Source organism: Actinomadura verrucosospora, from assembly GCF_039540335.1.
GTDB lineage: Bacteria > Actinomycetota > Actinomycetes > Streptosporangiales > Streptosporangiaceae > Spirillospora > Spirillospora verrucosospora.
Map to the genome: position 1 here is coordinate 67771 of NZ_BAABEV010000018.1, position 18927 is coordinate 86697.

Annotated in this window: 20 protein-coding genes; 7 read left to right on the forward strand and 13 right to left on the reverse strand. The window is 72.9% G+C overall.

All coding sequences use genetic code 11. The features are described 5' to 3' along the window. Positions 1 to 211: 211 nt before the first annotated feature. The 3 genes from ABD944_RS20705 to ABD944_RS20715 all read right to left on the reverse strand — a co-directional run bounded on the left by ABD944_RS20705 (position 212) and on the right by ABD944_RS20715 (position 2462). Positions 212 to 1645 (reverse strand): glycosyltransferase family 2 protein, encoded by a 1434-nt coding sequence (locus ABD944_RS20705; protein ID WP_345178840.1) that lies wholly within the window; start codon positions 1643 to 1645, stop codon positions 212 to 214. Beyond that, positions 1635 to 1811, reverse strand: coding sequence for a hypothetical protein (locus ABD944_RS20710; RefSeq protein ID WP_345178842.1), 177 nt, complete (start codon positions 1809 to 1811; stop codon positions 1635 to 1637). The genes ABD944_RS20705 and ABD944_RS20710 overlap by 11 nt, the downstream gene beginning before the upstream one ends. Positions 1812 to 1898: 87 nt before the next feature. Beyond that, positions 1899 to 2462: a TetR/AcrR family transcriptional regulator gene (locus ABD944_RS20715; protein ID WP_345178844.1), complete on the reverse strand. Its 564-nt coding sequence runs from the start codon at positions 2460 to 2462 to the stop codon at positions 1899 to 1901. 110 nt (positions 2463 to 2572) lie between these two features. Between ABD944_RS20715 and ABD944_RS20720 the strand changes: the two genes are divergently transcribed. Together ABD944_RS20720 and ABD944_RS20725 are read left to right on the forward strand one after the other, a co-directional pair. Beyond that, entirely contained in the window at positions 2573 to 3742 is a 1170-nt protein-coding gene (locus ABD944_RS20720) for an FAD-dependent monooxygenase (RefSeq protein WP_345178847.1), read from the forward strand. Between the two features lie 41 nt (positions 3743 to 3783). Continuing rightward, entirely contained in the window at positions 3784 to 4632 is an 849-nt protein-coding gene (locus ABD944_RS20725; RefSeq protein WP_345178849.1) for an LLM class flavin-dependent oxidoreductase, read from the forward strand. 67 nt (positions 4633 to 4699) lie between these two features. Here the strand turns inward: ABD944_RS20725 and ABD944_RS20730 are convergent, their stop codons facing one another. Next, positions 4700 to 5194 (reverse strand): winged helix-turn-helix transcriptional regulator, encoded by a 495-nt coding sequence (locus tag ABD944_RS20730; protein ID WP_345178851.1) that lies wholly within the window; start codon positions 5192 to 5194, stop codon positions 4700 to 4702. A 92-nt stretch (positions 5195 to 5286) separates the two neighbouring features. Between ABD944_RS20730 and ABD944_RS20735 the strand changes: the two genes are divergently transcribed. Then, on the forward strand, positions 5287 to 6729 hold the full coding sequence (locus tag ABD944_RS20735; protein ID WP_345178853.1) for an MFS transporter: 1443 nt from the start codon (positions 5287 to 5289) through the stop codon (positions 6727 to 6729). Between the two features lie 70 nt (positions 6730 to 6799). Here ABD944_RS20735 and ABD944_RS20740 read toward each other — a convergent pair whose 3' ends face one another. From ABD944_RS20740 to ABD944_RS20750, 3 genes are all read right to left on the reverse strand, one after another. Continuing rightward, positions 6800 to 7060 (reverse strand): peptidoglycan-binding domain-containing protein, encoded by a 261-nt coding sequence (locus ABD944_RS20740; RefSeq protein ID WP_345178855.1) that lies wholly within the window; start codon positions 7058 to 7060, stop codon positions 6800 to 6802. 33 nt (positions 7061 to 7093) lie between these two features. Beyond that, on the reverse strand, positions 7094 to 8311 hold the full coding sequence (locus ABD944_RS20745) for a hypothetical protein (RefSeq protein WP_345178856.1): 1218 nt from the start codon (positions 8309 to 8311) through the stop codon (positions 7094 to 7096). A 247-nt stretch (positions 8312 to 8558) separates the two neighbouring features. After that, positions 8559 to 9578, reverse strand: coding sequence for a hypothetical protein (locus ABD944_RS20750; protein WP_345178857.1), 1020 nt, complete (start codon positions 9576 to 9578; stop codon positions 8559 to 8561). A gap of 301 nt (positions 9579 to 9879) precedes the next feature. Between ABD944_RS20750 and ABD944_RS20755 the strand changes: the two genes are divergently transcribed. Together ABD944_RS20755 and ABD944_RS20760 are read left to right on the forward strand one after the other, a co-directional pair. Next, positions 9880 to 11154 carry an aspartate kinase gene (locus ABD944_RS20755; protein ID WP_345178859.1) on the forward strand — a complete coding sequence of 425 codons (1275 nt, stop codon included), beginning with the start codon at positions 9880 to 9882 and terminating at the stop codon, positions 11152 to 11154. Positions 11155 to 11330: 176 nt separating this feature from the next. Then, complete coding sequence (locus tag ABD944_RS20760) at positions 11331 to 12425, forward strand: aspartate-semialdehyde dehydrogenase (RefSeq protein ID WP_345178860.1); 1095 nt, start codon at positions 11331 to 11333, stop codon at positions 12423 to 12425. Here ABD944_RS20760 and ABD944_RS20765 read toward each other — a convergent pair. Further along, the gene (locus ABD944_RS20765) at positions 12415 to 12834 is read right to left on the reverse strand and encodes a nuclear transport factor 2 family protein (RefSeq protein WP_345178863.1); all 420 of its coding nucleotides are present in this window, start codon (positions 12832 to 12834) and stop codon (positions 12415 to 12417) included. The genes ABD944_RS20760 and ABD944_RS20765 overlap by 11 nt on opposite strands. A 92-nt stretch (positions 12835 to 12926) precedes the next feature. Between ABD944_RS20765 and ABD944_RS20770 the strand changes: the two genes are divergently transcribed. Further along, positions 12927 to 13595 (forward strand): TetR/AcrR family transcriptional regulator, encoded by a 669-nt coding sequence (locus tag ABD944_RS20770; protein WP_345178866.1) that lies wholly within the window; start codon positions 12927 to 12929, stop codon positions 13593 to 13595. Here ABD944_RS20770 and ABD944_RS20775 read toward each other — a convergent pair. From ABD944_RS20775 to ABD944_RS20785, 3 genes are all read right to left on the reverse strand, one after another. Next, entirely contained in the window at positions 13573 to 14301 is a 729-nt protein-coding gene (locus ABD944_RS20775) for a hypothetical protein (RefSeq protein ID WP_345178867.1), read from the reverse strand. The genes ABD944_RS20770 and ABD944_RS20775 overlap by 23 nt on opposite strands. Positions 14302 to 14448: 147 nt before the next feature. Next, the gene (locus ABD944_RS20780; RefSeq protein ID WP_345178869.1) at positions 14449 to 16212 is read right to left on the reverse strand and encodes a S9 family peptidase; all 1764 of its coding nucleotides are present in this window, start codon (positions 16210 to 16212) and stop codon (positions 14449 to 14451) included. 44 nt (positions 16213 to 16256) lie between these two features. Further along, on the reverse strand, positions 16257 to 16637 hold the full coding sequence (locus ABD944_RS20785; RefSeq protein ID WP_345178870.1) for a hypothetical protein: 381 nt from the start codon (positions 16635 to 16637) through the stop codon (positions 16257 to 16259). Positions 16638 to 16700: 63 nt separating this feature from the next. Here ABD944_RS20785 and ABD944_RS20790 point away from each other — a divergent pair, with 63 nt between their 5' ends. Continuing rightward, the gene (locus ABD944_RS20790; protein ID WP_345178873.1) at positions 16701 to 17189 is read left to right on the forward strand and encodes a MarR family winged helix-turn-helix transcriptional regulator; all 489 of its coding nucleotides are present in this window, start codon (positions 16701 to 16703) and stop codon (positions 17187 to 17189) included. 28 nt (positions 17190 to 17217) lie between these two features. On the opposite strand, the gene ABD944_RS20795 is transcribed toward ABD944_RS20790, so the two are convergent. Together ABD944_RS20795 and ABD944_RS20800 are read right to left on the reverse strand one after the other, a co-directional pair. After that, the gene (locus ABD944_RS20795; protein WP_345178876.1) at positions 17218 to 18081 is read right to left on the reverse strand and encodes a serine hydrolase; all 864 of its coding nucleotides are present in this window, start codon (positions 18079 to 18081) and stop codon (positions 17218 to 17220) included. 68 nt (positions 18082 to 18149) lie between these two features. Then, on the reverse strand, positions 18150 to 18923 hold the full coding sequence (locus tag ABD944_RS20800) for a MerR family transcriptional regulator (protein ID WP_345178878.1): 774 nt from the start codon (positions 18921 to 18923) through the stop codon (positions 18150 to 18152). Between the last annotated feature and the right edge of the window lie 4 nt (positions 18924 to 18927).

Genomic DNA, 18927 nt, shown 5'->3' on the forward strand with positions numbered 1-18927 from the left:
CCCCGCCAACGTCTGCCTTTACATAGACGCTTGACCCCACGTCCGGGTGGTCCTCAGAAATGATCTGGACGGGGCCGGGAAGGCCTCATAGCGCTTACGGCACGGCAACCCTCGTGTCACCAGCGCCCCAGGAACCCCATCGACCCAGCACTTGGCCCCTTAACGCCCCAGCCCCCAGCCCGAGTCCGCCGGCCTCGGCCGGGTGGACCGGTCAACCCTTCTTGAGGGAGCCGGCGGGAGCAGGCGACGTCGCGGGCAGGCTCGCCGGCTCGGCAAGCGAGACCTCGACGGCCTTGCGCGTCCCCCAGTCGCCGACCCGGCGGCACGTGCACATCGCGTACAGGTAGAGCGGGCGCAGCACCAGCAGCCGCCACAGCGCGATCAACGGCGTGCATGCGAACAGCGCCGCGCGCGACCACGGCGATTCGTCGCTGCGCCGCACCGTGAAGATGCGCAGGCCCGACAGGTAGCACAGGACGATCCCCACCTGCGTCCCGGAAGCGGCGACCGCGCCGAGGTTCGCCCGTGAGGAGGGGTCGAGCAGCAGCACCGACGGCAAGAGCACTGCGAGCACCAGGTGCAGGTACTCGCTCACCGTCATCCAGAACACGGCACCGGTCACCGGCATGTACCGCAGCCACCACAGGTGCCGCACGGTCGTCCCGCGCATCCAGCGCAGCTGCTGCTTCAGGTAGTGGTCCAGCCGTTCTGGAACCAGCGTGAACGCGATCGCGCTCGGCTGATGGACGGTGTCACCCTGGAGCAGCGCGTAGAACGTGAGCATCGAGTCGTCGTTCATCTGCATCGGCCGGCCGGCGAACCGCTCGTGCTCGTACACGCCCGCGGAGCGGCGGACGACGTCGCCCCGGTAGAACGCCAGCGTCCCCGAGTTGATCGTCACCCGCCGCAGCACCGACTGGGCGCTGCGCACGCCGCGCGTGAACGGCAGGTACAGGACGCACGTCATCCGGGTGAGCAGGCTCGCCGTCCGGTTGAGGACCAGGACGTGCCCGGCCACCGACCGCACGCGCGGGTCCGCGAACGGCAGCAGCCCCTCCCGGACGGCGTGCCGGTCGAGGACGGAGTCGCTGTCGAGCGTGACGAAGACGTCGGCGTCGTCGGTGGCGAGGACGTGCATCTGCGCGAACCGCTTGCCCCGGTTCGGGGTGCGCTCCCAGGCGGTCTCGACGCCGAGCGCCGACGCGGCCTCCTCGAACTCGCGGCGCACGTCGTCGAGGGTGGCGGGCCTGCCGCGGGCGTCCACGGATCCGTCGTCGACGACGAGGACGCGGTCGACCCGGCGGCTCTGGGCCAGCACGGAGCGCAGGCATGCCCGCAGCGCCGCCGGATCCTCGTTGTAGACGGGCACCTGGACGGCCACGGTCAAAGCGTCGAGGGCCGCGCGCTGCTCGCCGGACGCCCGGAACGGCCGCTCCATCCAGGACACCGGAACCCACCACAACGTCAGGAACGAGGCCGTCCAGGCGACGCACATCGCCCCGAACGAGGTCGTGAACGTGGTGACGGTCGCGACGAGATGGGTCATGGCCCAGACGGCGAACCCGGCCAGCGGCAGCGCCGCCAGCATGATCCGGGTCCGCGGCGGGACGTAACGGGCGGTCGGTGCCTGGAACTCAGTGCTCAAGCGGCCCGCGCCCGCGCCGGAACCCGAATCTCACGAGCACCGAGCCGAGCAGCACCAGGCCGAGGGCGGCGGCGGCCAGCCAGGTGTGGCCCATCGCGAGTCCCGTGTAGGCGAGCGTTCCGCCGGTGGCCGCCGACCCGTAGGACATGGTGAGACCCTTCGCCACAGTTTGATCATCATCCTCGCCGTACCCCGCGGCCCCTCAAGTGATCACCGGCCCGGCGCAAAGGGTCTCCCTCCGGCCGCCGCGGGTTCAGGGCGTGCGCGGGGCGTGGAGGGGGACCCGGGCGGCCTGGACGGCGATGGCGGCGATCTCGCGGACGTCCATGGACGCCAGGGGTTCGATGCCCAGCAGGTAGCGGCTGTAGGCGATGCCGAGGGTCTGGCTCAGCAGCAGGGCGGCGCGCTCGCGGGCGCCGGGGTCGTCCGGCAGGACCTTCTGCAGGGCGGGGACGATCTCCTTGTCGAAGATGGCCTGGACGCGGGCCGCGGCGTCGGGGTGGGTGGGGGCCGTGCGCAGCAGGACGGCCTCGGCGGTGTTCTCGCCCGCCTCCCAGCGGGCCAGGAAGGACTCGACGTAGGCGGCCGCCGGGTCGCCGGCGCCGGCGAGGTCGGGCACGGCGAGGTCGATGGCGGAGGCGGCGGCGTAGAGCTCGGCCTTGCTGCCGAAGTACCGGATGACCATGGACGGGTCGATCTCGGCGTCCGCCGCGATCGCCCGGATCGTCGCGCGGTCGTAGCCGTCCTCGGCGAACCGGCGCCGGGCCGCGTCCAGGATCGCCGTCCGGGTAGGCGCGGACCGCTCGGTGAAGGCCATGCCGCCAACATATGCCATCAACTGTTGGCAAACGTGCGGACAACGGTTTAGAGTCCATCACGAGTTGGCCAACACCTGTTGGCAAACGTCTATTGGCAACAGGAGTGATCATGAATGCTCTTCCGGAGTCCACCGGTGTCCTCGTGGTCGGCGCGGGGCCCGTGGGCCTGTCCCTGGCCGCTTCGCTGCGGCAGAAGGGGGTGGACGCGGTCCTGCTGGACCGGGCGGCGGAGGGCGCGAACACCTCCCGGGCGGCCGTGGTCCATGCCCGCACGCTGGAGGTGCTGCGCGAGATCGAGGCGACCGGCGAACTGGTCGAGCGCGGGATCGTCGTGCCGCGCTTCACCGTCCGGGAGCGGGACCGCGTGCTGCTCACCGTCGAGTTCGGCGACCTGCCGACCGACTTCCCGTACACGCTGCTCGTCCCGCAGAACGTCACCGAGGAGATCCTGCTCGGACGGCTGCGCGCGGCGGGCGGCCTCGTGCACCGGCCGTACGAGGTGACGGGCCTGACGCAGGACGAGGACGGGGTGACGGCCACCCTGGTCGGCGGCGAGCGGATCCGCGCGGCCTACGCGGTCGGGACGGACGGAATGCACAGCACCGTCCGCGAGCACGCCGGGATCGCCTTCGAGGGCGACGCCTACCCGCAGTCGTTCGTCCTCGCCGACGTGCGTCTCGACTGGGCCGGCGGCAGCGAGGAGGTCATGCTGTTCTTCTCTGGGGAGGGCGTCACGGTCGTCGCGCCGCTCCCCGGCGGGCGGCACCGCATCGTCGCGACCGTCGACGAGGCGCCCAAGGAGCCGACCGCCGCCGACGTCCAGGCGCTCCTGGACGCGCGCGGCCCCAGGCGCCGCCCCGCGTTGGTCGAGGACGTCGTGTGGAGTTCGCGCTTCCGCGTCCACCACAGGCTGGCGGCGCGCTACCGCGCGGGCCGCGTCTTCCTGGCCGGCGACTCCGCCCACGTCCACAGCCCGGCGGGCGGGCAGGGGATGAACACCGGCATCCAGGACGCCCTCAACCTCGCCGGCAAGCTCGCCGCCGTGCTGGGCGACGGCGCCCCCGACTCCGTACTGGACGAGTACGAGACCGAGCGCCGTCCCGTAGCCGAGCAGGTCGTCGCGTTCACCGACCGGATGACCCACGTCGCGACCGTGGGCAGCCCCGTGCTGCGCGGCGCGCGCAACACCCTGCTGCGCACTCTCGACTGGATCCCCGCCGTCCACCGCACGATGGCGATGAACCTCTCCGAGCTGTCCACCGATCCCGCTCGCCGCTGAGCCTGTTGCCGCGGCCGCCGGGGAGGGCGCAGCATGCGGGGGTGCGATATTCGATCAACATTCCGAACTTCGGGGACTTCGCCGACCCCAGGACGGTCGCGCGCGTCGCCGCGGCGGCGGAGCAGGCCGGGTGGGACGGGCTGTTCGTGTGGGACCACGTCGTCCATGTGAGGAACGACCGCAAGTCCTTCGGCGATCCGTGGATGCTGCTGACGGCGGCGGCGCTGGCGACTGAGCGGATCAGGCTCGGGACGCTGGTCACGCCGGTCCCGCGGCGGCGTCCGCAGCAGCTGGCCCGCCAGGTCGCCACGCTGGACGTCCTGAGCGGCGGCCGGGTCGTCTTCGGGGCGGGCCTCGGCGGTCCGGTCGCCGACGAGTACGGGGCGTTCGGCGAGCCCATCGACCCCGCCCTTCTGGCCGAGCGCCTGGACGAGGGGCTCGGCCTGCTCGAACGCTACTGGTCCGGCGAACCGGTCACGCATCACGGGCGGCACTACCGGGCCGACGACGTGGCGCTGCTGCCCGCGACGGCGCAGCGGCCGCGGCCGCCGGTGTGGATCGCCGGGTTCTGGCCCAACCGGCGGCCGATGCGGCGGGCCGCCCGCTGGGACGGCGCCGTCCCGCTGTTCGGCCCCGGCTCCCACGGCCGCGCGCCCGCCGTGGAGGACGTCCGCGACCTGGCCGCCTACGTCCGGCGGCACCGGGAGGGCGACGGGCCCTTCGAGATCGTCGTCGGCGGCGCCAGCCCCGCCGACGCCCGCGACCTGGTCGGCCCGCTGGCCGACGCGGGCGCCACCTGGTGGGACGAGCGCCGGATCATCGGCACCGAGGAGAACGAGCGCCTCGAACCCGTCCTGCGCCGCATCGAGCAGGGTCCGCCCGCGCTCTAGGCCCGCGGCACGGCCGGGCGGGGCCTGTCGCGGAACGGGCTGTGATCCTCGCGCGCCGCGGCGGGGCTCAGCGGCGGTAGGCGAGGACGTCGCGCGCCACGGCGTCGCGTTCGGCGGCCTCCCGCTCGGCCTCCCGCCGTTCGGCTTCGACGCGGGCGTCGTAGGCGGTCCGGGCGGCGGCGATCGCGCTCTGGTGCTCCTCCGTCCACACGACGAGCGACCGGATCGTCGCGTGCAGCGTCGCGCCCATCGGCGTGAGCGCGTAGTCGACCCGCGGCGGGACGGTCGGGTGCACGGTGCGGCTGACGAGCCCGTCCCGTTCGAGGTGCCGGAGCGTCCGCGCGAGCATCCGCTGGCTGATGCCGTCGATCCGGCGGCGGAGCTCGGTGAAGCGCAGGGAGCGCTGGTCGAGCAGCGCGATGACGAGCAGCGACCACTTGTCCGCGATGCGGTCGAGGATCTGCCGGACCTCGCAGTCGTTGCGGGTGTCCCACTGCAGAACGGCCTCGTCCGCATCGGTAACCCCGCAGTAACCGGGGGACGCGAATGTTCCGTCTTCCATGCCTCCCGATGGTGTCGGACGATGCTGCCGGTAACAAGAGGGAACCGGCATCCATCAGGGGAACCGGTGCCTCGACGGAGAGGAGCCGGGTCATGTCCACATCCGCGTCCCGCATGGGCGGCCGCGCCTGGGCGTCGCTGCTGGTCCTGTGCGGTGCGGTCTTCCTGGAGGGGATCGACGTGGCGATGCTCAACGTCGCGCTGCCGTCGATCCGGGCGGACCTGGGGTTGTCGACCGGGATGCTGAGCGGCGTCATCAGCGCCTACGTGCTCGGCTACGGCGGGTTCATGCTGCTCGGCGGGCGCACCGCCGACCTGCTGGGCCGGCGCCGGGTCTTCCTGTTCTGGCTGACGGTCTTCCTGGTGTTCTCGGGACTGGGCGGCCTCGCCACCGAGGGCTGGATGCTGCTGGTCGCGCGGTTCGTCACCGGCGTCGCGTCGGCGTTCATGGCCCCGGCGGGGCTCGCGCTGGTGACCGCCGCGTTCCCGGCCGGGCCGGCGCGCACCCGGGCGCTCGGCGTCTACGCCGGGACGGCCGCGGGCGGCTTCTCGCTCGGCCTCGTCGCCGGCGGCCTGCTGACGTCGCTCGGCTGGCGCTGGGTGTTCTTCGCGCCGGTGATCCTGTCGGCGCTGCTGCTGGCGGCGGCCGTCCCGCTGGTCGCCGACCCGGACGCCGCCGGGCCGCGGAGGGGGCTCCGCGACTTCGACCTGCCGGGCGCGTTCGCCGTCACGGGCGCCATGCTCCTCCTCGTCTACGGGGTCGTCCGGCTGGAGCACCCCGGCGAGGGCGCCGCGCTGACCGCCGTCGTCCTCGCCGCGGGCCTGCTCCTCCTCGCCGCGTTCACCGTGATCGAGCGCCGGTCGCCCAGCCCGCTCGTCCGGCTCGGCGTCCTGCGGTCGGCCGCCCTCGTCCGGACGGACGCGAGCGCGCTGCTGTTCATCGGCGCCTTCGCCGGATTCCAGTTCCTGATGACCTTGTACCTGCAGGAACTGCGGGGCTGGACGACCTGGCAGACCGGGCTGGCGATGCTCGTCATCGGCGTCGACACCGTGCTCGCGCCGACGCTGACCCCGCGCCTGGTGAACCGCTTCGGCAACCCGCGGGTCCTGCTGGGCGGCCTCGTCCTCGCGGCCGTCTCCTACGGGCTCTTCATGCCGGTCGGGCTCGACTGGGCCTACGCCGCCATGTTCCCGATCATGGCGCTGCTCGGCCTGGCGTTCTCCCTGGCCTACGGCCCGCTGACGATGGCGGCCACGGACGGCGTCGACGAGAGCGAGCACGGCCTGGCGGGCGGCCTGCTCTACACGGCGATCCAGTTCGGCACGGCCCTCGGCCTTTCCGCCGTGACGGCCGTCCAGGTCGCGGCGCTCGGCGGGGGCGGCTCCCCCGAAGCCCGCCTCGACGCACTGCGAACGGCCCTGGCCGTCCCCTTCGCCGCGGCCGTCGCCGCCGCGCTGATCACGGCGTTCGGCCTCCGAACCCGTCCCGCGACGGCGACCGAACCGGCACAGGCCCCCATCAAGACCGCCGCCTAGGCCCGAACGAGAGGAATCGACGGGCGGGCGTGCCGTGACCGGCACGCCCGCCCGATGGCGGCGCGGAGCGCTACGTGATCGGCGCCTTCCAGGTCGCCTCCCAGGTCTGCGGCCCGACGATGCCGTCGACGTTCAGCCCCTTCTCCTTCTGGAAGGCCGCGCAGACCTCCTCCGAGTGGGTGCCGTAGATCCCGTCGACCACGAGGCTCGTCCAGCCGCGCTTGAACATCTTGTCCTGCCAGGTGCGGACGTCGTCGCCCTGCATCAGGGCGAGGAACCGGCCCGGCCAAGGCGGAGCCTGCACCGCTTCCTGAACGCTCTGCTGGGTCATGCTGATCGCCTCCTCACGGATTGGCGGATTGATTCACTTGTTCGCGCTCGCGGGCCGCCGATCGCCGTCGCCGCTCGGCACCGGCACCGCCGTCGGCACGGACGTCGTCGCCGTCGCCTGCGGAACCGTCTCCCGCGGCGTCTTCGGATCGGCGGTCCCGTGAACGCCTTCCAGCACTTCGCGGCCCTGCTTGTCCACGAAGTTGGTGAACAGCTCCTGCGAGTAGCCGAGCAGGACCGCCCAGGCGATGATCTGGCCCGACGAGTCGAGGGCGCTGAGCCCCGGGACGAACTCGCCGCGCAGGAGCAGGAGCCCGAGCACGGCCACGAGCGCCCCGGTGGGAAGTTTCAGGAGTGCCAGGGCCACGGGGATGCCGAAGGAGGTCGTGGATCCCTTGACCTTCCGCAGAGCGGAGGCGGCCGCGATACAGGCCGCCGTGACCCCGGCGATCTCGACGATGGCGTAGTCCCCCGGAGACGCGACCGAGCCGGGGGAAGGCAGGGGCGACGCGCTGGAGGTCCTGCTGGGGCAGGCGACCTGGTTCCCCGGCGTGAAGCACAGCGGCACGGCCGACTTCCAGATGGCCCCGGCCACGGCGATGCCGCACGCGAGGCAGAACAGGCCGAGCGCGGTGAGCCAGACGAGGCGCGCGAAGTTCGCCGCGCGCAGCCTCTCCTTGAGAGAGGCCTCCCGCGCGGCGTCGACCGCGTCCAGCACGGCCGACAGCGCCGGGGCCGACGGCGTGGAATCGTCGGTGCCGCGCGTCGCCGTCCACCAGTGTTGCCGGCCTCCCGTGTCCTGGGCGGCGTGGTTCGCCGACCCCGCCTGCTGCAGTTCCCACGCGGCCTTCTCGGCGGCGATGCGGCGGGTGTCGTCCGGGGGGAGATGCTGCTTGATGATGGCGAACAGGTCCGGCAGGTGAGGTGCGAGTTCCTCGGGGGGAAGCGTCCGCAACCACATGGTGCGTGCGGAGTTGACGTACATCTGCGCCGCTGCCACATGCGACGCGCTCCGGCCCCGAGGGTGCTCGTCGATGTCGAGGACCCGGCGGGCATCGTCCAGGGCCAGGAAGGCGTTCGAGACGAGTTGCGCCTGCTCGGTGGAGCGGGGGCGCGCGCTCTTCGAGTTCAGTTGCGCGTCCAGTTCCCGGACGTTCGCGTGCACTCCCTCGCAGAGGACCCAGGACGTCCGCTCACGGTTCCACTCGTGTATCCGCGACGCGATCGGCATCCGCGCCAGCCAGCGCCACATCGGCACCCCTCGGTACGGCACTCGCCCGTGCACCGCCCTCGATCCCCACGCTATTCGGGCGTCTCGGCCGCCGGGATCCATGGCGCGTACATTCTGCGCCACGGTCGTCCCTACCGCCCGGCCCGCTGCGCAAGGCCGCGCCACCCGGGGGTGACGCCCCGCGAAAGCCACCGAACACCGCCGGCGCCATCCGGTGGATGGGCACCGGCGATCGGCGGTGACGCGTCGGCGGGCCGGACCCGGGCGGTCAGTCCTGGATGGTGATCTCGGTGGTCACCGGGGACGGGCCGAGCACCCAGGTGGCGGTGATCTTCACCTTCGTCCCGATCGGGACGGACCGGTCCACCCCGACGGGGAAGCTTCGCCCGACGTCGGAGGACGACAGCTGCAGCTCGGGCGGCACGGTGACGCCCGGGGTGTCGCTCGTCAGCTTGATCACCGCGCCGAACGGGTGCCAGACGTCGCCGAGTCCCACCACGCCGTAGTTCGGCCAGTAGCCGGGGGTGTTCCGGATCTCCCTGACCTGGCCGACGGAGAACTGCTTGGGCACCCCGATCAGGCTGGAGGTCATCACGTTGTTGCCGAGGTCCGCCGTCATCCCGACGTGGCGCGGGCTCCTGTCGGCGGAGACGCTGATCGGGAACGTGGCGCTGGTGGCGCCCGCGGGCACGACGACGTAGGGCGCGGCGTAGGCGGTCCCGTTCCAGGTGGGGTCGTTGCGGATGTCGACGGCGAGTCCGCCGACGGGCGCCGGTGACTGGATGCGCACGGTGCCGGTGACCGTCGTGCCGGTCACCGCGATCGCCTCCCCGTACTGCTGCTTGACCCAGAAGTTCGTCACCCCTTGCTCGCGCCAGTCCGGCGGCACCACGGTGACGGCCGTTTCCGCCGTGGTGCCGTTGGCGGACGCCTGCAGCCGCGTCGCGGTCGTCTCGCTTCCCGACTCCACCCGGATCGGGAAGGTGACGGTCTGCTTGCCCTCCGGCACGGTGACCTTGCGCCCGGTCGACCTGGCGTAGTTCGGATCCCCGAACTCGGTCAGGTCGCGCAGCTCGACGACGGTCCCGCCGGCGGGCGCGGGCTCGGTCAGGGTGACCTTCTGGAGCGCCTCCTGCCCGGCGCTGATGGTGGACGGTGTGACGCTCGTCGACTCGACGGCGACGGCCGCCGCCCGCGCGGCGAGGGGGGTCGCCAGGCCGAGCAGCAGCGGCGCGGCGGCCAGCACGGCGGCGCGGCGGCCCACGGCCGCCTTGGAGAGGTTTGCCATGATCGCTATCCAAAGATCAACGAGGGTCGTTCCGCCAGGCCAAGACGCTGCACGTCAGACACTCGTAATAACCGGTAGGCGATCTACCGAGGAGACCCGTGCGTTCGAACGCCCGGCCCGGGCCCCGATCCCCCGGCCTGACGAGCCCCGCTCGCCGGGCCGGGAGGGTGGGCCGAGGAAGGCGGCGGCGTCCGGTGAGCTGGCGGGGACGGGGAGAGTTACCTGGTCGTGATCCATGGGTTCCGCCTCTGTAGACTCGATGACCAGAAACGCCCGACCCCGATCCGAGGAGCGCCCACTCGTGGCTCTTGTCGTGCAGAAGTACGGTGGCTCCTCCGTCGCCGACGCCGAAGGCGTCAAGCGGGTCGCCCAGCGCATCGTCGCAACGAAGAAGGCGGGCAACGACGTGGTCGTCGTGGTCTCCGCCATGGGCGACACGACGGATGACCTCATCGACATGGCCAAGCAGGTCAGCCCCCTGCCGCCCGGCCGTGAGCTGGACATGCTGCTCACCGCCGGCGAGCGGATCTCGATGGCGCTGCTGGCCATGGCCATCGCGAACCTGGGCCACGAGGCCCGCTCGTTCACCGGCTCCCAGGCCGGTGTGATCACCGACGGCTCGCACGGCAAAGCCAAGATCATCGATGTGACGCCGGGACGGATCCGGACCGCGCTGGACGGCGGTTCGATCTGCATCGTGGCCGGATTCCAAGGCGTCTCGCAGGGGACCAAGGACATCACGACGCTCGGCCGCGGCGGGTCCGACACCACGGCCGTCGCGCTCGCGGCGGCGCTGGACGCCGACGTCTGCGAGATCTACTCCGACGTCGACGGCGTCTTCACCGCCGACCCGCGCATCGTGACCGCCGCGCGCAAGATCCCGAAGATCTCCTACGAGGAGATGCTGGAGATGGCGGCCAGCGGGGCGAAGATCCTGCATCTGCGCTGCGTGGAGTACGCGCGCCGCTACAACATCCCGATCCACGTGCGGTCCTCGTTCAGCCAGAAGGTGGGGACGTGGGTCGTCGACAGCAGCGAGATCGAAGGACAGGACATGGAGCAGGCGATCATCTCCGGCGTCGCGCACGACCGGAGCGAGGCCAAGATCACCGTGGTCGGGGTGCCCGACAAGGTCGGTGAGGCCGCCACGATCTTCACGGTGCTGTCCGAGGCCGAGATCAACATCGACATGATCGTGCAGAACGTGTCGGCGGCGTCGACCGGGCGCACCGACATCTCGTTCACGCTGCCGTCCACCGACGGGCAGAGCGCCCTCACCGCGCTGAACAAGCTCAAGGAGAAGATCGGCTTCGAGTCGCTGCGCTACGACGACCGCATCGGCAAGGTGTCGCTGATCGGCGCCGGGATGCGCTCGCACCCGGGCGTCACCGCGTCGCTGTTCGGCGCGATCGCCGAGGCCGGCGTGAACATCGAGATGATCTCCACCTCGGAGATCCGGATCTCGGTCGTCGTCGCCCAGGACGACATCGACACCGCCGTCGCCGCCGCGCACCGCGCCTTCGATCTGGACGCCGAGCAGGTCGAGGCCGTCGTCTACGGGGGCACCGGCCGCTGACCGCATGCCGAAGCGGGCCGCACGGGTCGTCGTGCGGCCCGCTTCGGCATGCCCGGCCTGTGGCGCATGACGCTGACGCCGGCCGCCCCCGGTGGCAGGGTCGTATAGGGAACCGCCCGCGCGCGGCGGGAGTTGGACGTGCGGACACGACTCGACGGCGAGAGGGTGACGCGACCATGGCCCCGAATGCCCGGACGGCCGGCGCGAGGACCAGCGGGACGGACGGGCCGACGCTCGCCGTCGTCGGAGCCACGGGGGCCGTCGGGGCCGTGATGATCGACCTGCTGACCACCCGCCGCGACGTGTACGGGGAGATCCGGCTGGTCGCCTCGCCCCGGTCGGCGGGACGGGCGCTGCCGCTGCGGGGCGCCCAGGCCCCGGTGGCGGCGCTGGCGCCCGAGGTGTTCGACGGCGTCGACATCGCGGTGTTCGCGGTGCCCGACGCGGTGGCCGCGCGGTGGGCGCCCGTCGCGACGGACCGCGGCGCCGTGGCGGTCGACCACTCCGGGGCGTTCCGGATGGCGCCGGACGTGCCGCTCGTCGTCCCGGAGGTGAACCCGGAGCGGGTGCGCCGGCGTCCCCGCGGGATCGTCGCGAGCCCCGGCTGCACCACGCTCTCGATGATCACGGTGGTCGGCGCGCTGCACCAGCGGTACGGGCTGCGGGAGCTCGTCGTGTCGTCCTACCAGGCCGCGTCGGGGGCGGGGGTGGAGGGCGTCGAAACCCTGTACGAGCAGATGGAGAAGGTCGGCGGCGACCGCGCGCTCGGCACCCGCGCGGGCGACCTGCGCCGCGCGGTGGGCGAGCTCGGGCCGTTCCCGGCGCCGCTCGCGATGAACGTCGTGCCGTGGGCGGGCGAGGTGCGCGACGGCGGCTGGAGCTCGGAGGAGCTCGGGATCCGGGAGGAGGCGAGGAAGGTGCTCGGCCTGCGCGACCTGCGGGTGACGGCGACCTGCGTCCGCGTCCCGGTGGTGACGGCGCACTCGCTGTCGGTCCACGCGGTGTTCGAGAACCGGGTCGACCAGCGGGAGGCGCAGGCCGTCCTCGCCGGGTCGCCCGGCGTCGTCCTGTGCGACAACCCGGAGACGCAGGAGTTCCCGACGCCCGCGGACGTCGTCGGCACCGACCCCGCCTGGGTGGGGCGGGTGCGGCGCTCGCTGGACGATCCGAAGGCGCTCGACCTCTTCCTCTGCGGCGACAACCTCCGCAACGGCGCCGCGCTCAACACCGCCCAGATCGCCGAGCTGGTCGCCGCCGAGCTCACCCCCTGAGGGCCGCGAGGACGGCGGCGGTGTCCAGGTAGAAGGGGCGGAACTCGCTGACCAGGCCGTCCCGCACCGTGATCCACTGCAGGACGGACGTGTCGACCTCCCGCCCGGTCGCGCGGGCCCGGAAGACGCAGTCGTTGCGGACCGTCACCGTCTCGCCGTCCACGGCGTAGTGCTGCTCGCGGAACGTCAGCTCCGACCACAGCTCGCTCATCACGGCCATGAACCGCTCCATGCCGTCGTGGCCGCGCCACGTCCCGCCGTAGGGGAGGCTGGGCGCCTGGTGCATGACGACGTCCGGGGTGAGATGGGCGGCCATCACGGAGAAGTCCCCCTTGCCGGGGCCGCCGGCGGCCAGGTAGTCCGCCTCGGCGGCGTAGAAGCGTTCGAGTGCTTTCAGGGCATCGGCCATGCTCGGTGAACACCGGGCCCGGGCGCCGGGTTGCGCCGCGCGGCGGGCGGCGCCATGAGCGGGAGGCCGTACTCGGGCTTAGGGTGGCATGCGTGACCGAGACGAAGGCCGTGAAGTCCGAGCAGACGCGCGCCCTGATCGTCGAAACGGCGCTGCGCCTGTTCCGGGAGCGGGGATACGAGCAGACGACCATGCGGGCGATCGCCAAGGAGGCGGGTGTCTCGGTCGGCAACGCCTACTACTACTTCGGGTCCAAGGAAGAGCTGATCCAGGCGTACTACGACGAGCTGCAGGACGAGCACGTCGCCGCCTGCAGGGCCGTCCTCGACACCGAGCGCGAGTTCGCGCCCCGGCTGCTGGGCGTCCTCAGGGCCCGGGTCGACACGATGGTCCCGTACCACGAGTTCGCCGGGAAGTTCTTCAAGTTCGCCGCCGAGCCGACCAGCCCGCTCAACCCGTTCAGCGCCGAGTCCGGGCCCGCCCGCGACTCGGCGGTGGCGATCTACCGCGAGGTCGTCGAGGGCTCCGACCTGAAGATCGACAAAGAGTTCCGGGCGGAGCTGCCCGAGCTGCTGTGGATCTACTCGATGGGCATCGTGCTGTACTGGGTGCACGACAGCTCGCCCGGCTGCCGCAAGACCTACCTCCTCGTCGAGCGGACGGTCCCGCTGGTCAACCGCATGGTCGCGATGTCGCGCATTCCCGGCTTCAAGTCGGTGACCCGCGAGCTGGTGGGCATCATCCGCGAGGTCCGCGCCTGATCGTGATGTCCCAGTGGTCCTTCTCGCGGGCGAAGACGACGCCCTCGGGGGACCGGTGGAGCCGCGCGCCGTCCCCGCGCACGCCGGTGAACGGGTAGCGCCGCACCGCCTCGTCGACGCAGGCTCCGGTCGCGATGTCGATCTTGTAGCCGTTGGCGTGGCTGTAGGCGCCGCCCGCGTGCCCGTGCTCGGTGCCGCCGGTGACGACGATCTCGCAGCCGCTCGACTCCGCGAACTCGATCAGGCTCCTGATCGTCCCCCACCGGATGCCCTCGAAGGAGGTGCAGGTCCGCACCGTCCGGTCGGAGCAGCCGCCGGTGGAGCGCCAGCCGATGCCGCTCGCCCGCAGCGCGTACTCGGCGAACTGCTGGTCCAGGCGCTGCGAGCTCGGCAGGTCCGGCGGATCGTCGCGCGGCGGGACGGTCCGTCTCCGCGCGGCCGGCGACCCGGCTCCGGGACGGGGCGCGGGCACCGTGGCGAGCAGGCGCCCGGCCGGGATCGGCGGCCCGGCGTCGGACGCGGGCGGCGGACCCGGTGGAGGGCGGGTCGCGGCGGACGCGCGGGGAGGGGCGAGCGCGAGCATCGTGGCGGCGATGGCGAGCGCGGTCGCCGCGGCCGCCCGGCGGAAGGCCGGATGACCGGCGACGCCGGGCGCCCGGCCGCACCTCGACGGCATGGCGCAGTGGACGCTGCACGGCCGTGGCATGGGCGATCCCCCCGATCGGTGACGTCCGGGGGGCGAGAGCCGGTCCTCGCTGGACCGGTGGTGCGGTCGGCCGATCGGAGGGATGCCCGAAGGGTCGATCTTGTAAACCCGGGCCGGGCGGGGCGGCCCGCCCGGCCCGGGGAAAGATCACGACATGCCGAGATGTTTCCGGGCGAAGTCGATCTCGGCGGCCATCTGGGTGATGCGCTCCTCGACGACGAGGGAGCCGTGGCCCGCGTCGTACCGGTACACCTCGTGCGGGCGCCCCAGCTCCGTGAGCCGCGCCAGGTAGTTGTCGATCTGCCGGATGGGGCAGCGCGGGTCGTTCTCCCCCGCCAGGACCAGCACCGGCGCCTTGACCCGCTCGACGTAGGTGATGGGGGACGACTCGCGGTACCGCTCCGGCACCTCCTCCGGCGAACCGCCGAACAGGGACCGGTCGAACGCCTGCAGGCCCTCCATCTCGTCCTCGAACGCGGCGACGTAGTCGGCCACCGGAACGGCCGCGACCGCGACGCTCCAGTCGTCCGGCTGCGTGCCGATCCCGAGCAGGGTGAGGAACCCTCCCCACGACCCGCCGGTCAGCACCAGCCGCGCCGGGTCGGCGAGGCCCGACTCGACCGCCCAGTCGCGGACGGCCTTGATGTCCTCCAGCTCGGTGATGCCGACGCGCCCCTCGATGGCGTCGCGCCATTCGGAGCCGTAGCCGGTCGAGCCCCGGTAGTTGACGCGGACGACCGCGAAACCGTGGTCGACCCACGCGGCGACGGCGGGGGCGAAGGAGTCGTCGTCCTGCGCGGTCGGCCCGCCGTGGACGTCGAAGACGGTCGGGTGTGGGCGGTCGCCCTCCGGCTTGCTGACCAGCGCGTGGATGCGGCCGCCTGGGCCGTCCACCCACACGTCCTCGACCGGGACGGACGGCGGCGCCGCGGGCCCGGGCGGGGCGAGCACGACCGCGCCGGACGTCGAGCGGATCACCGGCGGCTCGGCGGCCGACGACCAGAAGAACTCGACCGTCCCGTCCGGCCGGACGTCGGCCCCGCCGAGCACCCCGCGCGGCGTGTCGATCCTGGTCAGGTCCCCGCCGGTCAGGTCGTAGCGGTACAGCTCGTCGCGCGCCTCGTGCGAGTGGGAGACCAGCAGCGCGGCCCCGTCGGGGTACCAGGTCGCGCCGATCTCGCCGGGCAGGTCGAGGACGATCTCCTGCTCGGTGCCCGCGACCGGGTCCCAGATGAGCATCTCCTCCCGCCCGCGCCGCTCGTGGTGGACCAGGAGCCGCGGGTCGCCGTCGACCGGGGCGAACCCGGCGCCGTAGACGCCCTTGCCCGGCCCGTCCCACAGGTCGGCGACCGGGGAGCCGTCCTGCCGCACGACCCGCAGCGCCATGTGGCGGCTGTCGCCGTGCTCGCTGTGCCCGATCGCGATGAGGGACTCGTCCCGCGAGACGTCGGCGACGTGGGCGTCCTCCGCGTGGTGGTAGATCACCTCCGGCGCGGCGCTCGCCCGGCACAGGTGGACGCTGTTGCCCTCTCCCGTCGTCCGCCCGATCACGGCGAGGCCGCTGCGGCCCAGCGCCAGCCCCGACGGGTACGACGGCTCCAGCTCGGGAACGGCCGGAACGCTCTCGGTCTCCCCGAACGGGACGCGCTTCCACACGCCGAACTCGTCGCCGTCCGTGTCGGCGAACCACCACACCCACTCGCCGGACGGGTCGACGGTCCCGGCCCAGGTCCCGTTGGGGCGGTCGGTCACCTGGCGCTGCTCGCCCGTCTCGCGGTCCCAGGTGTAGATCTCCCAAGTCCCGCTCACGTTGGAGCGGTAGATGCTGCGGCTCGGGGCGTCTCGCGCCCATCGGGGCAGGCTGATCCGCGCGGCCCGGAAACGCGCCTTCCAGCGCTCGTCGTCGACCATCCCCCCAGTATCGCCGACCCTTCCGCGCTGTCCTTCGTGACGGGTCAGGGGGCGGGGGCGCCGGCGACGAAGGTGAGTTCCTGGGGGGAGGGCACCAGTTCCACCGTGGTGCCGGGCCGGAGCTCTTCGCCGAGGACGGCGGTGATCGCGTCGGTGAGGGCGGCGGCCAGGTTCGCGCTGATCTCGGCGGCGTCGGGACGGTCGAAGGCGGCGGCGCGCACGCCCATGACCAGCGAGACGTTCGTGTCCACGGCCTTCCCGCCCTGCGCGAAGCGGCCGGCGGGGACGCCGGACAGGCGGATGCCCACCAGCCCGCGGGCCCATTCGCCGTAGACGCCGACGATGGCCTCGGTCAGCGCGGTGACGAGTTCGGATTCGCGGCCCGCCAGCTTGTCCTCTGGCAGATGGGCGGTCAGGTGCGGCACAGTGGTCCCCGTTCTCTTTGGCTTCAAAGGCTTTGACCTCAAAGATAACTGGGGAGGGTGGCGATGTCCACCGGATCGGGCGGTCCGGCCGTCGACGAGGCCGTCCGCACCCTGCTGCTGCTCATGCCGCGCCTCGTCGGCCGCGCCAAGCGGCTGCCCATTCCACCGGCGCTCCAGGGCCTCGACCTGGCGCCGCGCCATCTCGCGCTGCTGGCCCACCTGGAGTACGACGGCCCGGCCAGCGTCAACGAGCTGGCCGCCCGGCTGGAGGTCGCCCCGACGACCGTCAGCCTCATGGTGAGCGAGCTGTCGCGGCCGGGCGTCCTGGAGCGCACCGCCGACCCCGCCGACCGCCGCCGCCGCATCGTCGCCATCGCCCCCGCCTTCGCCGCGCCGATCGGCGAATGGCTCTCCGGCAGCGCCTCCGCCTGGGAACGCGTCATGCGCGACCTCGCCCCCACCGAGCGCGCCACGGTCATCAGCGCTCTGCGCGCCTATGAGGCCGCCCTGGAACAGGGTCCCGCCGAACGTCAGGACGCCGATCCGGGATAGCGGTCGTCTTCGCCTGGCCCGGCGCTGGTCAGAGGGTTTGCCGCTTACGGCCGTGCGGCGTCGGCTGCTTCGTGCCGGCCAGCGTGCGGTGGACGGTGCGGGCCACCCGTTCGATGGTGGCGATCCCGTAGGCCATGGACGGGGTGTCCTGGGTGAGGACGACGATCATGTAGTCCTCGCCATGCCCGTCGAAACTCCCGATGCTGTGGACGCGCCAGCGCCGCTCCGGGCGGGGTAGCCAGCCGTTCTTCACATGCCAGGCGACCTCGGGAGGACGCCCCGCGGGGGTCCCCCACCGCTGCGCCGGGACGACCTCGTGCATCAGCCTCAGCGCGTAGGCGCGGGCCCCGGCGGGCAGGAGCGCGTTCGGCGCGGTGAGGCGCCTCAGCAGTTCGATCTCGTCGTGCGCGGTGATCTGGGTGAGTCCCCAGTGGCCGTCCGGCTCCAGTTCGGTCCGCGTCATCCCGGCCCGGTCGATGAAGTCCGCGATGCGGGCACGTCCCAGCGAGCGCCACAGCTCGGACGTCGCGCGGTTGTCCGAGCGGGTGATCATCCTGCGGGCGCGGAGCCTCTCGGCCGCCGTCAGCGGGCGGTCCTCGTCGACGGCCCGGCGCAGCAGCGCGCCCAGGACCGTGACCTTGACGACGCTCGCCGAGTCGTAGCGGCGCCCGGCCGCGACCGCGCAGCGGATGCCGCGCCGGCGGTCGTACACGGCGACGGACTCGGTCCCGGCGCGGCCGCGCAGCGCCTGCCCGATCCGCGCGCCGAGCCGGTCGGCGGCCTTCGGGTGCCGGAGCGACGTGCAGGGGCCGTCCGGGGCCGCGGCCCGGGCGGGCGCGGCGGTCGGCAGCAGCGCGGCCGCGAGCGCGAGCGCGGCGATGGATCGGGCCATCCGGCCACGCTATTGATCATGAAAGCCGGGACGGGGCGTCCGGGGGCCGTGCTTCGGTAAAGGACGGCTCAGGGACTGGCCAGGCGGCCGAGCAGCTCGTCGATCGCGGCGCGGACCTGCCGGTCCATGGCCCGGGCGAAGCCGGCCTCGACCGTGACCTGGGCGCCGGGGCGCAGCCGGGCGATGGTCTCGGTGAGGGCCCCGAGGTGCCGGTCGTCGACGGCCTCGTCCAGCCGCCCGACGACGTGCGTCGTGATCAGCCGGACGAACATCGCGGCGAGGTCGTCCATGCTGCGCTGGAGCTCCTGCCCGGTCGCGAGCACGGCGTCCAGCGGCACCCCCGCCCGCACCAGCGTCACCGTGGCGTCGAGCTGGCGGCGGCTCCAGTGGGTGACGCGGTCGCCGTCCACCTCGATGTGCCCGAGCGCGACGGCCCGCTCGACGGCCTCCGGGCCGACCTCGCCGGGGAACAGCGCGGCCAGCTCGTCCAGCGTCATCGTCACCGGGACCTCGTTCGACCACGGGGTCGTGACCGCCTTCTCGACGCCGAGCACGGTGCCGATGTCGCGGCCCTGCTCCCAGGCGGCCAGCAGCTCGCGGATGCCCTCCAGGGTGTGCCCGCGGTCCAGCAGGTTCCCGATCATGCGGAGGCGGGCCAGGTGGTCCTCGGAGTACAGGCCGATGCGCCCCTCGCGGCGGGGCGGCGGCAGCAGCTTGCGCTCCTGGTAGTACCGCAGGGTCCGCACCGGGACCCCGGCGGCCGTGGCGAGTTCGCCGATGCGGTACTCGCGGGCCCCGGCGCCGGGACGGCCGCCCTGTTCCTCCGTCGGCTCTTCGCTCACGGCG

Excerpts from the sequence above, each read along its gene's own strand:
- ABD944_RS20745 (WP_345178856.1), bottom strand. The coding sequence starts at position 8,311 with ATGTGGCGCTGGCTGGCGCGGATGCCGATCGCGTCGCGGATACACGAG.
- ABD944_RS20775 (WP_345178867.1), bottom strand. The coding sequence starts at position 14,301 with ATGCCACGGCCGTGCAGCGTCCACTGCGCCATGCCGTCGAGGTGCGGC.
- ABD944_RS20760 (WP_345178860.1), top strand. The coding sequence starts at position 11,331 with ATGGCCCCGAATGCCCGGACGGCCGGCGCGAGGACCAGCGGGACGGAC.
- ABD944_RS20715 (WP_345178844.1), bottom strand. The coding sequence starts at position 2,462 with ATGGCCTTCACCGAGCGGTCCGCGCCTACCCGGACGGCGATCCTGGAC.
- ABD944_RS20730 (WP_345178851.1), bottom strand. The coding sequence starts at position 5,194 with ATGGAAGACGGAACATTCGCGTCCCCCGGTTACTGCGGGGTTACCGAT.
- ABD944_RS20765 (WP_345178863.1), bottom strand. The coding sequence starts at position 12,834 with ATGGCCGATGCCCTGAAAGCACTCGAACGCTTCTACGCCGCCGAGGCG.
- ABD944_RS20795 (WP_345178876.1), bottom strand. The coding sequence starts at position 18,081 with ATGGCCCGATCCATCGCCGCGCTCGCGCTCGCGGCCGCGCTGCTGCCG.
- ABD944_RS20780 (WP_345178869.1), bottom strand. The coding sequence starts at position 16,212 with ATGGTCGACGACGAGCGCTGGAAGGCGCGTTTCCGGGCCGCGCGGATC.
- ABD944_RS20740 (WP_345178855.1), bottom strand. The coding sequence starts at position 7,060 with ATGACCCAGCAGAGCGTTCAGGAAGCGGTGCAGGCTCCGCCTTGGCCG.
- ABD944_RS20790 (WP_345178873.1), top strand. The coding sequence starts at position 16,701 with ATGTCCACCGGATCGGGCGGTCCGGCCGTCGACGAGGCCGTCCGCACC.
- ABD944_RS20720 (WP_345178847.1), top strand. The coding sequence starts at position 2,573 with ATGAATGCTCTTCCGGAGTCCACCGGTGTCCTCGTGGTCGGCGCGGGG.
- ABD944_RS20750 (WP_345178857.1), bottom strand. The coding sequence starts at position 9,578 with ATGGCAAACCTCTCCAAGGCGGCCGTGGGCCGCCGCGCCGCCGTGCTG.
- ABD944_RS20735 (WP_345178853.1), top strand. The coding sequence starts at position 5,287 with ATGTCCACATCCGCGTCCCGCATGGGCGGCCGCGCCTGGGCGTCGCTG.